The 14,971-nt window shown below is 64.0% G+C and carries 11 protein-coding genes; 8 read left to right on the top strand and 3 right to left on the bottom strand.

Going from position 1 to position 14,971, the window contains the following annotated elements:
• Positions 1-65 precede the first annotated feature (65 nt).
• The 7 genes from rseP to lpxB all read left to right on the top strand — a co-directional run bounded on the left by rseP (position 66) and on the right by lpxB (position 8,257).
• Positions 66-1,205: an RIP metalloprotease RseP gene (rseP, locus tag PD284_RS15945; RefSeq protein ID WP_274629157.1), complete on the top strand. Its 1,140-nt coding sequence runs from the start codon at positions 66-68 to the stop codon at positions 1,203-1,205.
• Positions 1,206-1,423: 218 nt separating this feature from the next.
• Positions 1,424-3,796, top strand: a complete 2,373-nt coding sequence (gene bamA / locus PD284_RS15940; protein WP_274629156.1) for an outer membrane protein assembly factor BamA — start codon at positions 1,424-1,426, stop codon at positions 3,794-3,796.
• 48 nt (positions 3,797-3,844) lie between these two features.
• Positions 3,845-4,903: a UDP-3-O-(3-hydroxymyristoyl)glucosamine N-acyltransferase gene (gene lpxD, locus PD284_RS15935; protein WP_274629155.1), complete on the top strand. Its 1,059-nt coding sequence runs from the start codon at positions 3,845-3,847 to the stop codon at positions 4,901-4,903.
• Positions 4,896-5,378 carry a 3-hydroxyacyl-ACP dehydratase FabZ gene (gene fabZ / locus PD284_RS15930; protein ID WP_274629154.1) on the top strand — a complete coding sequence of 161 codons (483 nt, stop codon included), beginning with the start codon at positions 4,896-4,898 and terminating at the stop codon, positions 5,376-5,378. The genes lpxD and fabZ overlap by 8 nt, the downstream gene beginning before the upstream one ends.
• On the top strand, positions 5,375-6,211 hold the full coding sequence (gene lpxA, locus PD284_RS15925) for an acyl-ACP--UDP-N-acetylglucosamine O-acyltransferase (RefSeq protein WP_274629153.1): 837 nt from the start codon (positions 5,375-5,377) through the stop codon (positions 6,209-6,211). Before fabZ ends, lpxA begins: the two co-directional genes overlap by 4 nt.
• The gene (locus PD284_RS15920; RefSeq protein WP_274629152.1) at positions 6,195-7,088 is read left to right on the top strand and encodes an LpxI family protein; all 894 of its coding nucleotides are present in this window, start codon (positions 6,195-6,197) and stop codon (positions 7,086-7,088) included. Before lpxA ends, PD284_RS15920 begins: the two co-directional genes overlap by 17 nt.
• A complete protein-coding gene (gene lpxB, locus PD284_RS15915; protein WP_274629151.1) occupies positions 7,085-8,257 on the top strand; it encodes a lipid-A-disaccharide synthase in 1,173 nt (390 codons plus the stop codon). Before PD284_RS15920 ends, lpxB begins: the two co-directional genes overlap by 4 nt.
• A gap of 72 nt (positions 8,258-8,329) precedes the next feature.
• Here the strand turns inward: lpxB and gltA are convergent, their stop codons facing one another.
• A complete protein-coding gene (gene gltA / locus PD284_RS15910) occupies positions 8,330-9,619 on the bottom strand; it encodes a citrate synthase (RefSeq protein ID WP_274629150.1) in 1,290 nt (429 codons plus the stop codon).
• A 180-nt stretch (positions 9,620-9,799) separates the two neighbouring features.
• Positions 9,800-11,224, bottom strand: coding sequence for a glutamate--tRNA ligase (gltX, locus tag PD284_RS15905; protein ID WP_274629149.1), 1,425 nt, complete (start codon positions 11,222-11,224; stop codon positions 9,800-9,802).
• Positions 11,225-11,344: 120 nt separating this feature from the next.
• Between gltX and PD284_RS15900 the strand changes: the two genes are divergently transcribed.
• Complete coding sequence (locus tag PD284_RS15900) at positions 11,345-13,882, top strand: ComEC/Rec2 family competence protein (RefSeq protein WP_274629148.1); 2,538 nt, start codon at positions 11,345-11,347, stop codon at positions 13,880-13,882.
• A 316-nt stretch (positions 13,883-14,198) separates the two neighbouring features.
• Here the strand turns inward: PD284_RS15900 and lexA are convergent, their stop codons facing one another.
• Positions 14,199-14,912 (bottom strand): transcriptional repressor LexA, encoded by a 714-nt coding sequence (gene lexA / locus PD284_RS15895; protein WP_274629147.1) that lies wholly within the window; start codon positions 14,910-14,912, stop codon positions 14,199-14,201.
• Positions 14,913-14,971: the final 59 nt, after the last annotated feature.

Below are 14,971 nucleotides of genomic sequence, written 5' to 3'. Positions count from 1 at the left end.
CACGGATTCTTCGCCATTGCTCTGGCAATTGCGCGCAAGGTCCCTGCCAGCGCTGAGTGTGTCATTTGAGCGATCTCCTGCCCGCTATCTTCAGTACCGAGGGACTGCTGATCGGCACCATCGTCCCGTTCCTTTTCGTGCTGACGGTGGTCGTCTTCGTCCACGAGCTTGGCCACTATCTCGTAGGCCGCTGGTGCGGCATCGGGGTTACCGCGTTTTCGATCGGCTTCGGGCCGGAGCTGATCGGGTTCAATGATCGGCACGGCACGCGCTGGAAGATCTGCGCCGTGCCGCTCGGAGGTTACGTGAAGTTCGTCGGTGACATGAGCGTCACCAGCAGTCCAAGCGGCGATGTGTCCAGTCACCTCAGCGAGGCCGACCGCCGGCGCGCTTTCCATCTGCAGCCGATCTGGAAGCGGGCGGCGACCGTAGTCGCCGGACCGCTATTCAATTTCCTGCTCACGATCGCCGTTTTCGCCGTACTTTTCGCGATGTATGGGAAGACCGTTCTGCAACCCACGGTCGCCGAAGTCCGTCCGGACAGCCCCGCCGCCGCCGCGGGATTCGAGCCGGGCGACCGATTCGTGTCCGTCGATGGCGGTGTGGTCGAGACCTTTGCCGACCTGCAGCGATTCGTTCAGGGGCGGGCCGGCGACGAGCTGGTCTTCGTCGTCCTGCGTGACGGGCGGGAGGTCACCCTGCGGGCGACGCCTGAGCTCGTTGAGCAGGAGGACGCGCTAGGCAACAAGATCAAGGTGGCCGCCATAGGCGTGATCAACAATGCCGAGATGGGCGAGCCGCGAGTGATCACCTTCACGCCCGCCGGTGCGGTCGTGGAGGCGGTCCGCGAGACCGGCCACGTAGTGGCTCGAACCGGTCAATTTCTGAAACGCTTTGTTGTCGGGCGTGAGGACAAATGCCAGCTTGGAGGGCCGGTCAAGATAGCGGACATGGCGGGACGCGCGGCAAAGCTTGGCTTTGAGTGGCTGGTGCAACTGGTGGCCTTGCTTTCCGTAGGAATCGGCATACTCAATCTCCTCCCGATTCCGCCTCTGGACGGGGGCCATCTCGCGTTCTACGGAGCCGAGGCTGTGCTGAGGCGGCCCGTGTCGGAGCGGTTCATGGACGCCATCTACCGCGTCGGCATGTTTCTGGTTTTGGGGTTCATGGTGTTCGTCTTCTGGAATGATCTCTTTGGCTGCTGAAAAGTTAGGAAATTCCATGGGATGCGGGCGCGTATTGAGATTTCGTTTACCATGAGGCTCGTTAGGCGTGACGCGAATGTCACGCCGGAACGCTTAGTAAATACAAATTAACCAGAAGCCTTGCGTGTAGGGAAAATCCGGCTATTACGGTATCGCAAACACAGCGACGTCCGGATTTCTCGCCGTGGGGACTACGAGAAAAAAGGTTTGAACGCCCGATGAAGGCAACGAAAAGTTTCAAGGGGGCCGTTTCGGCGGTCGCTTTAAGCGCGGCCCTTGCCTTGCAGGGCGCGGTTGCGATCCAGCTGGTCGCCGTCACCGCCGCGGAGGCTGCGGTTGTCAGCCGCATTGAAGTGCGGGGCAACCAGCGCGTCGGCGCCGAAACCATTCGCAGCTATGTGGGCATCCAGCCTGGCAAGTCGTTTTCCAACGACGACATCGACGAAGCGGTGAAGAAGCTCTTCGCCACTGGACTGTTTTCGGACGTGCGCGTCAGTCAGGCGGGCTCGACGCTCGTCGTGGAGGTCAGCGAGCTTTCCGTCGTCAACCAGGTGCTCTTCCAGGGCAACAAGAAGCTCAAGGATGCCGCGCTTGCCGCTCAGGTGCAGCTGAAGCCTCGTGGCGCATTCTCGACCGCGACCATGGAGGCCGACGCCGACATGATCCGTCAGGCCTATTCGCGCATCGGCCGTGACGACGCCACGGTGACGCCTCAGGTCATCGATCTCGGCAACAACCGCGTCAACGTGGTGTACCAGATCAACGAAGGCGATCGCACCAAGATCGCCGCGATCAACTTTGTCGGCAACACCGCGTACCGCGACGGCCGTCTGGCCGACGTGATCTCGACCAAGCGGTCGACCGTCCTGTCGCTGCTGACGCGCGACGACATTTACGACGAGGACCGTCTGCGGGCGGATGAGGAAGCGCTGCGCCGCTTCTACTACAATCGCGGCTATGCCGACTTCCAGGTTCTGTCGGCCGTCGGCGAGCTGAACGAGACCAGCAACGAGTACACCGTGACGATCACGGTGGAAGAGGGCGAGCGCTACACATTCGGCGACATCAGCGTCGAAAGCACCATTCCCGGCGTCGAGAGCGAGTCCTTCAATTCGCTGCTCGAGACGCATTCCGGCAATGTCTACAGCGCCAAGAATGTCGAAGACACGATCATCGCCATCACCGAGCGTCTGGCCGGGATGGGCTATGCGTTCGCGCAGGTCACCCCGCGCGGCGATCGCAACTTCGAGAACCGGACGATCTCCGTCGTCTACACGATCGACCAGGGCGCACGCACCTACGTCGAGCGCATCGAAATCCGCGGAAACGCGAAGACGCGCGACTATGTCATCCGTCGCGAGTTCGACATTGCCGAGGGCGACGCGTTCAACCAGGTTCTCATCCAGCGCGCCAAGCGCCGGCTGGAGAAGCTCGACTATTTCCAGGTCGTCGAGATTTCGACCGTGCCCGGATCCGAGCCCGACCAGGTCGTGCTGGTCGTGGATCTGATGGAAAAGTCGACCGGCGAGTTCGCCATCGGTGGCGGGTATACGACGGGCGGCTCCACCGACGGTCCCACGGTTGAAGGCTCGATTGTCGAGCGCAACTTCCTCGGCCGCGGCCAGTTCATCCGGCTCTCTGCCGGCGGTGGCAAGAACGCGCGCGATTACTCGATCTCGTTCACCGAGCCGTATTTCCTCGGTCGCCGTATCGCAGCGGGCTTCGACGTCTACCGCCAGACGCGAACCTATGACGACTATAAGAGCGAGTTGAACGGCGCGACCGTGCGTTTTGGTCTTCCGATCACGGAGAACCTGAGCACGCAGCTGGCCTACAACTACACCGAGGAAGAGTACGAATATAACGACGAGTGCGTTGACGCATTCGGCGCGTTCGATCCGACGAAGTGCGATCTCAGCCCGGTCATCCAGGACGCGATCGAGAACCAGAGCCCGTGGTCGAAGTCCTCGCTCAGCGCAACGGCGACCTACAACAACATCGACGACATGAAGAACCCACGCCAGGGTCTCTACGCGACGTTCACGACGGAGTTCGCGGGCCTCGGCGGCGATGCGAACTTCTTCCAGGTCGCCGGGCGTGCGAACTACTACCACACGCTCAACGAAGAAATGGATCTCATCGGGTTGATCCGTCTGGGCGCTGGCCACATCGAGCCGATCGGCGATGACGGCCTGCGGGTGTTCGACCTGTTCCAGAGCAACGACCGTATGATCCGCGGTTTCGAGTATGGCGGCATCGGTCCGGTCGACGCCGCGACCGGCGATCACCTGGGCGGCACGACCTACTTCAACGTGAGCGCGGAAGCACAATTCCCGGTACCCGGCATCCCACAGAGCTTCGGGCTCAAGGGCGCCGTGTTCGCCGATGCGGCCACCTTGTACGGAAACGACATCTCGGTTCCGGGCGTGACCATCGGCAGCAGGGACATGGAGTGGCGCGCTTCGGTCGGCGCCAGCGTGATCTGGGCGTCGCCGTTCGGACCGCTGCGCATCGACTATGCGGTTCCGGTCGCCAAAGAGGACACCGACGACGAGCAGAACTTCAACTTCAGCATCAGCAACAAGTTCTAGCACGCGATTGCACGGCTTCCGGGCCTCTGGCCCGGAAGGCAGGTTGTCATGACAGAACCGGTTTTCTTCGCTCCCGCGCGTCGTTTCTCCGTCGCGGAGATTGCGATGCTGACAAGCGCCGTTTTGGCGACGCCCCAGCACGGGCATGTCGAGATCGACGGCGTGGCATCCCTGTCCGACGCCGGACAGGGTGACCTCGTCTTCGCCGATTCGCGCCGCCGTCCGGCCGACGTTGCGGCCATTGGCGCCGCGGCCATCCTGTGTCCGGAGGAACTCGCCTCGGCGGTGCCGCCGGGCGTCGCCGTGCTGGTGACGAAACACGCCCACCGTGCGTTTGCGCAGGTCGGTCGGTTGCTGTTTCCCCAGGCCGCCGTTCCCGCGGCGATCACCGGCGAGACCGGGATCTCGCGCCGCGCCCATGTGGATCCGTCAGCGCATATCGAGGATGGCGCGATTATCGAGGCGGGCGCGGTGATCGGTCCTGGCGCCGGCGTCGGCAGCGGCACAGTGATCGGACCGAATGCCGTGATCGGTCGCAACTGCCAGATCGGGCGTGACGGGTTTGTCGGGCCGGGAGCGTCTATTCAGTATGCGCTTGTCGGCAACGGGGTCATCGTCCATGGGGGCGTCCGGATCGGCCAGGATGGGTTCGGCTACGTGCCGGGCCCGCAAGGTCCTGAGAAAATGCCGCAGCTCGGCCGCGTCGTTATCCAGGACAACGTCGAGATCGGCGCCAATTCGACCATCGACCGTGGCGCGCTCGCGGATACGGTGATCGGCGAGGGGACGAAGATCGACAATCTCGTTCAGATCGGCCACAACTGCCGCATCGGTCGGGGTTGCATCATCGCCGGACACTGCGGCATCTCCGGGTCGGTGACACTGGGGGATTTCGTGATGCTGGGCGGCAGCGTCGGCATTGCTGATCACGTCACCATCGGCGCGCGATCCCAGATCGCCGGCGGCTCGGGCGTTATCAAGGACGCTCCGGAAGGATCGCGCTGGGCGGGTTATCCCGCGCAGCCGGTAAAGGCGCATTTCCGCGAGATCGCGGTTTTGCGTGCATTGGCGAAGTCTAAGGGCAAGGCAGGAACATCAGATGGCTGAGGCCGAACAGTCCGCGTTGGAAGCAGTCGACATCATGCGGCTGCTTCGTCTGTTGCCGCATCGCTATCCTTTCCTGCTGGTCGATCGGATCGTCGAGATCGACCAGGACAATTCAGCCATCGGGATCAAGAACGTCACGATCAACGAACCGCATTTCCAGGGTCACTTCCCGGACGCGCCGGTGATGCCGGGCGTGCTCATCGTGGAGGCCATGGCCCAGACGGCTGGGGCGATCTGCCTGCTTTCAATGGGCGGGGACAAACCGTCCCTCGTCTATTTCATGACCATCGACAACGCCAAGTTCCGCAAGCCCGTGATTCCGGGCGACAGGCTGGAACTCCATGTGAAGAAACTCAAGAAGCGCGGAAACATCTGGCGCTTCCAGTGCGAGGGAATCGTGGCTGGAAGCAAGGTCGCCGAAGCGGAGATTTCCGCATTGATGACGCCGAAGACGTCCGACCAGGAGCCCGAATGACCGCCGAGACGTTTATCCACCCCACAGCACTTGTTGAACCCGGTGCTCAGCTGGGCGTTGGCGTGCGCGTGGGCGCGTTCTGCTGCATCGGCCCGGACGCGGAGATCGGCGACGGCGTCGAGCTCATGAACAACGTGACGATAATGGGCGCTACAACGCTCGGTTCGGGCTGCAAGGTGTTTCCGCAGGCCGTGCTTGGCGCACCGCCCCAGAACGCCAAACACAAGGGCGGCCGTACCACGCTGATCGTCGGCCGCAACACGACCATTCGCGAGGGCGTGACGATGCACACGGGCACCGACACCAGCCGCGGCGAGACGAGGGTCGGCGAGAATGGCAACTTTCTGGCCTACACGCACATTGCTCATGACTGCATCGTCGGCGACAACGTCACCTTCGCCAACCTGGCGACGCTGGGTGGTCACGTGGAAGTCGGCAACAACGTCATCATCGGCGGGCTGACTGCCGTTCATCAGTTCGTGCGGATCGGCGACAATGCCTTCGTTGGTGGGGCCTGCGGCGTGGCCGGGGATGTCATCCCGTTTGGAATGGCGGAAGGAAACAAGGCCAGCCTGCGCGGCTTCAACATCATCGGCATGAAGCGCGCCGGCATTCCGCGCCAGGAGATATACACCCTGCGGGCGGCTTATCGTGCGCTCTTCGACGAGGCGCGCCCCGTCAGCGAGAACGTGGAACGGGTGCGGACCGAGTTCTCCGGTTCACCGACAGTGCTGAAGATCGTCGACTTCATCACAGCGCGCGGCAAGAGGCATTTCGTCGTGCCGCCCCGTGGCAAGGGCCGCGACGCCGGCGCCGATGTCGAAGACGTCTGAGCGGCGGGCAACCGTTCGTCTGTCTGCGCCGGACAAGGTCGCGGTCGTTGCCGGCGGCGGCCGGCTTCCGGTCAATGTCGCGGAAGGCCTTAGGGCGCTGGGACACGATCCTTTCGTGGTCCTTATCGAGGGTGAAACCGACGCGGATTCCCGTCTCGACCGTTTCGAGCACAGGACGATGAGTCTGGAGGACGCTGGCGCGCTCCGTGGCCTGCTGAAGCGCCGCAAGGTTACCCATGTGGTGCTCGCCGGCAGCATCGACCGACGTCCTTCATTGGGTTCCTACAAGCTCAATCTCGGCCTGCTGGCCGCGCTTCCGCGGCTCTCCAGAGCCCTGAAGCGCGGCGACGATGGCATGCTGAGGTTGCTCATCGAGCACATCGAGGCGGCCGGCATGAAGGTGGTCGGCGCCCACGAGATTGTCCCGGACCTGCTTGCCTTGGAAGGTTCGCTGACCGCGGTTCAGCCATTGCCGGACGACTGGCGCGACCTTGAGGCAGCGCGCGAGGCGGCCCTGGCGATAGGCGCCCTCGACATCGGGCAGGCCGCGATATCGGTCAATGGGCGCGTCATTGCCCTGGAGGGCATAGAGGGCACCGACGGCCTGCTGGAGCGCGCCCGGGAGCTGCGCACCCACGGCCGCATCGCAAAGCTGAAGCGCGGCGTCATCGTCAAGTGCGCCAAGCCCGATCAGGAGGTGAGGGCGGACCTGCCGGCCATCGGTCCGGCGACCGTTGACGGCGCCCATGCCGCCGGGCTTGCGGGAATCGGTGTGGAGGCCGGGCGTTCGCTCATCCTGGATTGGGCGAAGGTCATCGAGAGGGCCGACGCGCTGGGACTGTTCGTCGTCGGATTGAAGTCGGATCGCGAACCATGATCAGCCGCGCGCTCAAGATAGCGATCGTGTCGGGCGAGGAGTCTGGCGATCTGCTGGGCGCCGATATCGTGCGGGCGCTGCGGGCCGAAAGCTCCGGGCTTGAGCTGGTCGGCGTCGGCGGACGCCACCTTCAGGACCTCGGATTGACCAGCCTGTTCGATGCAGGCGAGATCGCCCTGATGGGCATCGGCGCCATCGTGCGCGATCTGCCGCGGCTGATGCGCCGTATCTCGCAGACGGCGCGTGAGATCGTGGCGGCGAAACCGGATTGTCTGATCACGATCGACAGTCCCGAGTTCTCGCTGCGCGTCGCCAGGAAGGTGAGGGCGGCGGCCCCCGATATCCCGATCATCCACTATGTCTGCCCGAGCGTGTGGGCGTGGCGTCCCAAGCGTGCGCCTGCAATGCGCGGTCATGTCGACCACATCCTCTGCATTCTGCCGTTCGAGGTCGAGGCGCTTGCGCGTCTTGGCGGGCCGCCCGGCACCTATGTCGGTCACCGGCTGACACACGATCCCAGTCTTTTGCGCGCTGCGCAGAGGCAAGCGGAAAAGGCCGACCTTTCGCCTGGGCGTGAGAAGAAGCTGCTTGTGCTGCCAGGTTCGCGCCGCGGGGAAGTCTCGGGCCTGATCGACGTCTTCGGCGAGGCGGTGTCGTCCCTGCAGCGCCGCGGCCATCGGCTGAAGGTGCTGATGCCGACGGTTCCGCATGTTGCGCAACTTGTCGCCAACGCCACGACAGACTGGGACGTCAAGCCGGAGATCACGGTCGAACCCGAGCGCAAATGGAAGGCCTTCGGCGAGGCCGACGCCGCCATGATCGCGTCGGGCACAGTGTCGCTCGAACTGGCGCTGGCGGGCGTGCCCATGTACTCCTGCTACACGCTCGACCCGATTGCCAAGCTTGCCGTGAGGATGCTGACGACGTGGTCCGCCCTGCTTCCAAACATCATCGCCGACCGCCCCATCGTGACGGAAGTGTACGACCGCTATATCCGATCCGAGACGATCGTCAGGCACATGGAGGCGCTGTTCTGCGACACATCTCTGCGCGCCTGGCAGAAAGAGGGCTTTGCCGAAGTGGCCCGTCGCATGGCTGTCGATCGGCCGGCCGGCGAGATCGCGGCCGGGGTGGTCAGGCAGCTGATCGAGGCGCGGAGAGGCCGGTAGGCTCCGCAAGAAAAGAAAAAGGCGCGAACCTCGCGCCTTCTTTCCCCGGATCTTCGATCTAGCGCCGGCGGCTTACCGCTTGGCGATCGGAACGTAGTCGCGCTCCGGCGCGCCGGTGTAGAGCTGGCGCGGACGGCCGATCTTCTGGTGCGGATCCTCGATCATTTCCTTCCACTGTGCGATCCAGCCGACGGTGCGCGCGACGGCGAACAGCACGGTGAACATGGTCGTGGGGAAGCCCAGCGCCTTCAGCGTGATGCCCGAATAGAAGTCGATGTTCGGGTAAAGCTTCTTCTCGATGAAGTACTCGTCCGTGAGGGCGATCTTCTCGAGTTCCATGGCGACGTCCAGAAGTGGGTCGTCCTTGATGCCCAGCTCGCCCAGAACCTCATGCGTGGTCTTGTGCATTATCTTGGCGCGCGGATCGTAGTTCTTGTAGACGCGGTGGCCGAAGCCCATGAGGCGGAACGGGTCGTTCTTGTCCTTGGCGCGGGCGATGTACTCCGGAATGTTGTCGACCGAGCCGATCTCGGCCAGCATGTTCAGCGCCGCTTCGTTGGCCCCGCCATGCGCCGGACCCCACAGGCAGGCAATGCCGGCTGCGATGCAGGCGAACGGGTTGGCGCCCGACGAGCCGGCCAGACGCACGGTCGAGGTCGAGGCGTTCTGCTCGTGATCTGCGTGCAGAATGAAGATGCGCTCCATCGCCCGGGCGAGAACCGGGTTCACCTTGTACTCCTCGCACGGAACCGCGAAGCACATATGCAGGAAGTTGGCGGCGTAGCCGAGCTCGTTCTTCGGATAAACGAAGGGCTGGCCGATGTGGTACTTGTAGGCCATCGCCGCGATCGTCGGCATCTTGGCGACCAGGCGCATGGACGCCACCATGCGCTGGTAGGGATCGGAGATGTCCGTGGAGTCGTGGTAGAAAGCCGACAGCGCGCCGACCACTCCGCACATCACGGCCATCGGATGCGCGTCGCGGCGGAAACCGGTGAAGAAGCGCGACATCTGCTCATGCACCATTGTGTGGCGCGTGACGCGGTAGTCAAAGTCCTCCTTCTGGGCCTTGGTCGGCAGTTCGCCGTAGAGCAGGAGGTAGCAGACTTCGAGGAAATCGCCGTGCTCGGCGAGCTGGTCGATCGGATAGCCGCGGTGCAGCAGCACGCCCGCATCGCCGTCGATGAAGGTAATTTCGGACTCGCAGGATGCGGTCGAGGTAAAACCGGGGTCGTAGGTGAATGCGCCCGTTTCCTTGTAGAGCGGGGCGATGTCGATCACATCCGGTCCTACCGAGCCTTTTCGTATCTTGAGATCAAGGGTCTTGCCGCCAAGTTCGAGTTTCGCCGAAGAATTGGTCATGGAAGGCTCCTTGAAAAATCCCCGTCGCCGAGGGACGGACGGCCCGCCGGCGCAGGGGACAGTATGATGGAAGGCGGCTTGTGCTAACGTATTTCAGCACACGTGCCAAGCTCGCCCGTGACAGCAATGTTGCATCGCAAAAGTCGGGACTCAATACGGTTTTGGGGCAGTGAGGCTGACCTAATCGATTTTGTCCCGAATTCGGCCAAGACTTTCATCTCGGCCAAGCACGGCAAGCACGTCGAACACCCCCGGTGACGTCGCCTTGCCGGTCAGAGCGGCGCGCAGCGGCTGCGCCACCGCACCGAGCTTGAGGCCCTTTTCGGTCGCGAAAGCCCTGACGGCAGCCTCGGTCGAGGCCGCGCTCCAGGGCTCCTGCGTCCCCTCCAGCGCCGCATGGGCGCCGGCGAGCACAGAGCGTCCGTTGGCATCGAGCAACGCGGCTGCCTTTTCGTCCATTGGCAGCGGGCGCTCGGCGAAGAGGAATCCCGCGCCGTCGGCGAGTTCAACAAGCGTCTTTGCGCGCTCCTTGAGACCTGGCATGGCGGCAAGCAACTGCGCCTTGCGGTCGTCCGTCAGCCGCTTCAATATCTCGTCACCGCCGGGAAGATAGGGCAGGGTGACGATGAAGGCGTCCAGCAACTCGGCGTCATCCATCTTGCGCATGTAGAGGCCGTTCAGCGCCTCCAGCTTCTGGAAGTCGAAGCGCGCCGCGCCCTTGTTGATGTCATCCACATCGAACCAGCGGATCATGTCGTCGAGGCTCATGACCTCGTCGTCGCCATGGCTCCAGCCCAGCCGCACAAGATAATTTCGCAGTGCCGCCGGCAGGTAGCCCATGGCGCGATACGCCTCGACGCCCAGCGCGCCATGGCGCTTCGACAGCTTGGCGCCATCAGCTCCATGGATCAGCGGGATATGCGCCATCACCGGCACCTCCCAGCCCATGGCGTCGTAGATGACCGTCTGGCGCGCCGCGTTGGTCAGGTGATCGTCGCCCCGGATAATGTGCGTGACGCCCATGTCATGGTCGTCGACCACGACCGCGTGCATGTAGGTCGGCGTTCCATCCGAGCGCAGGATGATGAAATCGTCGAGATCCTTGTTTGGGAACCGCACGTCGCCCTGCACACGGTCGCGCACGATCGTCTCGCCCTCGCGCGGAGCCTTGATTCGGATGACCGGCTTCACGCCCGCGGGCGCCTCGGAAGGATCGCGGTCACGCCAGCGCCCGTCATAGCGCGGGGGACGACCCTCGGCGCGCGCCTTCTCGCGCATCTCCTCGAGTTCGGCCTGCGATGCGTAGCAGTAATAGGCTTTGCCAAGGCGCACCAGTTCCTCGCCGACGTCCCGATGCCGCTCGGCGCGCCCGAATTGGGAAATCGGCTCGCCTTCCCAGTGCAGGCCGAGCCAGGTCAGCCCGTCGAGTATCGCGGCAGTTGCAGCGTCCGTCGAACGCTCGCGGTCGGTATCTTCGATCCGCAGGAGCATCTTGCCGCCAGTGTGGCGGGCGTAGAGCCAGTTGAAGAGTGCGGTGCGCGCGCCGCCGATGTGCAAGTAGCCGGTCGGTGAGGGCGCAAATCGGGTAACGATTGTGTCGGTCATGGGGCTTCTCGAGCGGCCGGCAATACGCGCGGCAAGGTACGGTTTCGCGCCAGTGGCGCGCTGATGGCGTCCATGTAGCATAGGCTCCCGGGGGTGCAAGGGTTGGGGAACCGGCGAACGGTGGGTTCGTCCTCCATAGACGCAGAGGAAGACCGATTCTTCGCTCCGTCGCCGGACGCCGCCTATCGTCTGGCGACGGATCCCTTTCGCCCGCCCGGGGACGGGGGCGACCCGCCGGCCGCAGGGGGCGTCGCGGGTACGCTGAGCGCCTTCGACGCGACCGTTTCGGCGCTGGCGCCGCACCAGCGGCTTGCAAGACTGCACAAAGGCATCGCACGGGCCGTTGCCGTGGAAATGGAGCGCGGCACACCGTTCACCTTCGTTCCTGTCTTTCTTGCGATCGGGGCGTTCGCCTATTTCGTTGCCCGAGCCGAGCCCTCTCTCTGGGCGCTATTCGGCGCATCCGGCGCTCTTGCAGTGACCGCATTCGCGGCAAGACGCTCGGCGTTGGCGCAACTGATTGCCGCCGCGCTTTTATGCATCTCGCTGGGCGCACTCTTCGCCAAGGTCGAGACCATCCGCGCCGGCACCAAGATGTTGGGAGGCGAGATCACCACCCGCCTGACCGGGCGGATCGTCGCGACGGACCATCTTGCCAGCGGCCGGGTGCGCCTGACGCTTGACGTCATCGCGACAGAACGCCCGAGCCTTCGCCATGCGCCGGAGCGGGTGCGTGTCTCGGCGCGCGCCATTCCAGCAGGGACAGAGGCGGGCGACGTGCTGGAAGGGGTCGTCAGGCTGCTGCCTACGCGCGGCCCAGTGCGGCCCGGCGCCTACGATTTCGCCTTCGAAAGCTACTTCGACGGCGTCGGCGCAACCGGCTTCTTCCTGATGGAGCCGACACTGATCGCCACATCCGATCCGCCGACGCCTTCGGAGCGTCTCGGTGCGGTCGTGGAAAATACCCGTGACACACTGGCGGCCCGCATCCGGGACACGATCGGTGGCGCAGAGGGCGAAATCGCCGCCGCACTCATCGCGGGCGTGCGCGCAGGCATTCCTGAGGATGTCAACGAGGCCCTGCGCCGGACCGGCCTCGCTCATGTGCTGTCGATATCGGGACTGCACATGGCGCTGGTCGCGGCCACGATCATGGGCGCAATGCGCGCGTTCTTTGCTTGCTTCCAGAATTTTTCAGCGCGTCGTCCCGTCCGCAAATATGCCGGCGCGGTCGCGCTGGCCGTCTTGGCGGTGTACCTCTTCATCTCCGGCTACCAGGTCGCGGCGCAACGCAGCTTCATCATGATCGCCATCATGCTGATCGCGCTGCTCTTCGACCATGCTGCGCTCACAATGCGAAATCTTGCGCTGGCCGCAATCGTCGTCATCGTCGTGTCGCCGCATGAGGTGGTGGGCCCGAGCTTCCAGATGTCGTTTGCCGCGACCGCAGCACTGATCGGAGCCTATGCGGCCTGGTCGAGGCGGCGGCCGCAAGGTCCGCATGCGCGCAGCTCTCATCTTCTGCTGCGGGCAATCCGCCTCGTTGTGCTCTATGTCCTGGGTCTGGCTGCGACGTCGCTGCTGGCCGGCGTTGCGACGACGATCTACGGCGCCTACCATTTCCAGCGGGTGTCGCCGCTGGGTCTCGCCGCCAACCTCGCGGCGATGCCGGTCGTTTCGGTTCTGGTCATGCCGTTCGCAGTACTCGGCGTCGTTGCCATGCCGTTCGGCCTTGATGACCTGCCATTCGGCGTGATGGGGCAGGGCCTGCGGATGATGGTCGCCATCGCGCGGTGGTTTTCGGACCGCTCACCGATCGACGTGATCGGGATGATTGCTCCATCCGCCATCATCGCGCTCACTATCGCGCTGGTCCTCGCCACGCTGTTGACCACCTGGCTTCGGCTGCTGGCCGTCCCTTTCATCGCCGGCGGGCTGGTCCTGTGCTTCCTTCCTCCGACGCCCCGGCTGATCGTCTCGGAAGACGGGCGGCTGGCGGCGTTGCTGACGGAGGACGGACGCATCGCGCTCAACCGCTCAGGTCCGAACGATTTCACGCTCCGGAACTGGGAGTCGGCGATGGCGGCAAGCGGCGTGAGCAAGCCGATTCTGGTCGATCAGGCGGCCGACGGAGAGGCGTCCGCCATGCCTGCGGCCGGCGCAGACGATGTTGCGCGCTTCACCTGCACCAGATCGACCTGCGTGGCGCGACTCGACGGCGACCTCGTTGTCACGACGTCCGACCTGTCGATAGCACGCGCGGCCTGCGGCGATGCGGCGGTGCTGATCTTCGACGATCCGACCGTGGTCGACATTTGCCCGGCGACGGCTGGCCTTGTCATTACGCGTCGCGAGCTTGCACGTTGGGGCAGCGCGATGATCTTCCGCGAAACACTCCCCTCGCGCCGGAGCTATGCTGCTCCCAGCGACGATGCTGTCAGCGCCAATGCCGCCAATCCGCATGTCGCGCCAGGCTCGCAGGCGCTGCCCGTGGTTGAGTCGCAAAGATCAGGGCAACACGCCTATCGCGCCACCTTCGCGACTTTCGAGCCCTATCGCCCCTGGCACGTCCACCGACAATTTTCACGCGAGGCGAGAGGACTTCCGCCCTGGAAGCCGGACCCCGCGAAGGCAAAGCGCAAGCCCGCAGCAGGCTAGCGAACGCCAAGTCCAGCAGGCTCGCATCTCAGGTGCAGGGAAATGCCTGATACAAGCCCGGCGCGAGGGAGCCATTTGGGCGGCGGTTGGTCCAGGAGCGTCGGCGAGTGTAGCAAAGGCGCAGCGCCTAGGGCTGCGAAGTGCACTGATCAGGAGGAGGGGGCTCGCATTGCGATACGCGCCAGCGCCCAACTCAGCCCGCAAGGTTCCCGGAAAACAACCCTAACGGTCTGGGAAATGAAGAGCAATCCGCGCGTGCGCGCAACCAAGAGCCTCGCGCACGCGGGCGCAAGCGCCGACACATGCGTCGCCTCGCTCAGTATTTTCTGATCAGTCCGACCAGCTTGCCCTGCACCTTCACCCGATCCGGCCCGAAGATGCGTGTCTCGTAGGCCGGATTGGCGGCCTCCAGCGCGATCGATGCGCCCTTGCGACGAAACCGCTTCAGGGTCGCCTCCTCATCATCGACCAGGGCCACGACGATTTCGCCCGGATTGGCGTTGCTGGCATTCTTGATGATCACCGTATCGCCGTCCAGAATGCCGGCCTCGATCATCGAATCGCCCTTGACCTCCAGCGCATAGTGCTCGCCGCCGGAGAGCATTTCCGGGGGCACGGCGATGGAATGCGTCTTGTGCTGGATGGCGTCGATCGGCACACCCGCCGCGATGCGCCCCATTACGGGGATCGAGACGGCGGAGGATTCGTCGTCATTGCCGGCGATCGGCCGCTTGGGTGGTTCCGTCTTGCGGCCAAGGCTGCCCTCGATGACGCTCGGAGAGAATTTTCGGGGCTGGCCCAATCCGGGAGCCATGGCCTCGGGCAGCTTGATCACTTCGAGCGCGCGCGCCCGGTTAGGCAGACGGCGGATGAAGCCGCGCTCCTCGAGCGCCGTGATCAGGCGGTGGATTCCGGATTTCGATGCGAGGTCCAGCGCCTCCTTCATCTCGTCGAACGAGGGAGGGACGCCGGCTTCCCGGAGGCGCTGGTTGATGAACACCAGAAGTTCAAGTTGCTTGCGCGTCAGCATTTCGCGGCCCCTGTGAATCGCATCAAAACAAAACCAGAACAATCACTATCTGTTCCAGT

It is taken from the genome of Mesorhizobium shangrilense (genome assembly GCF_028826155.1).
GTDB classification, from domain to species: domain Bacteria; phylum Pseudomonadota; class Alphaproteobacteria; order Rhizobiales; family Rhizobiaceae; genus Arvimicrobium; species Arvimicrobium flavum.
Note: the sequence above shows the minus strand (reverse complement) of the source record. Positions and strands in the feature narration are given on the sequence as shown.

Coding starts and splice junctions, on each gene's coding strand:
- bamA (WP_274629156.1), top strand. CDS start 1,424: ATGAAGGCAACGAAAAGTTTCAAGGGGGCCGTTTCGGCGGTCGCTTTA.
- lpxD (WP_274629155.1), top strand. CDS start 3,845: ATGACAGAACCGGTTTTCTTCGCTCCCGCGCGTCGTTTCTCCGTCGCG.
- fabZ (WP_274629154.1), top strand. CDS start 4,896: ATGGCTGAGGCCGAACAGTCCGCGTTGGAAGCAGTCGACATCATGCGG.
- lpxA (WP_274629153.1), top strand. CDS start 5,375: ATGACCGCCGAGACGTTTATCCACCCCACAGCACTTGTTGAACCCGGT.
- PD284_RS15920 (WP_274629152.1), top strand. CDS start 6,195: ATGTCGAAGACGTCTGAGCGGCGGGCAACCGTTCGTCTGTCTGCGCCG.
- lpxB (WP_274629151.1), top strand. CDS start 7,085: ATGATCAGCCGCGCGCTCAAGATAGCGATCGTGTCGGGCGAGGAGTCT.
- gltA (WP_274629150.1), bottom strand. CDS start 9,619: ATGACCAATTCTTCGGCGAAACTCGAACTTGGCGGCAAGACCCTTGAT.
- gltX (WP_274629149.1), bottom strand. CDS start 11,224: ATGACCGACACAATCGTTACCCGATTTGCGCCCTCACCGACCGGCTAC.
- lexA (WP_274629147.1), bottom strand. CDS start 14,912: ATGCTGACGCGCAAGCAACTTGAACTTCTGGTGTTCATCAACCAGCGC.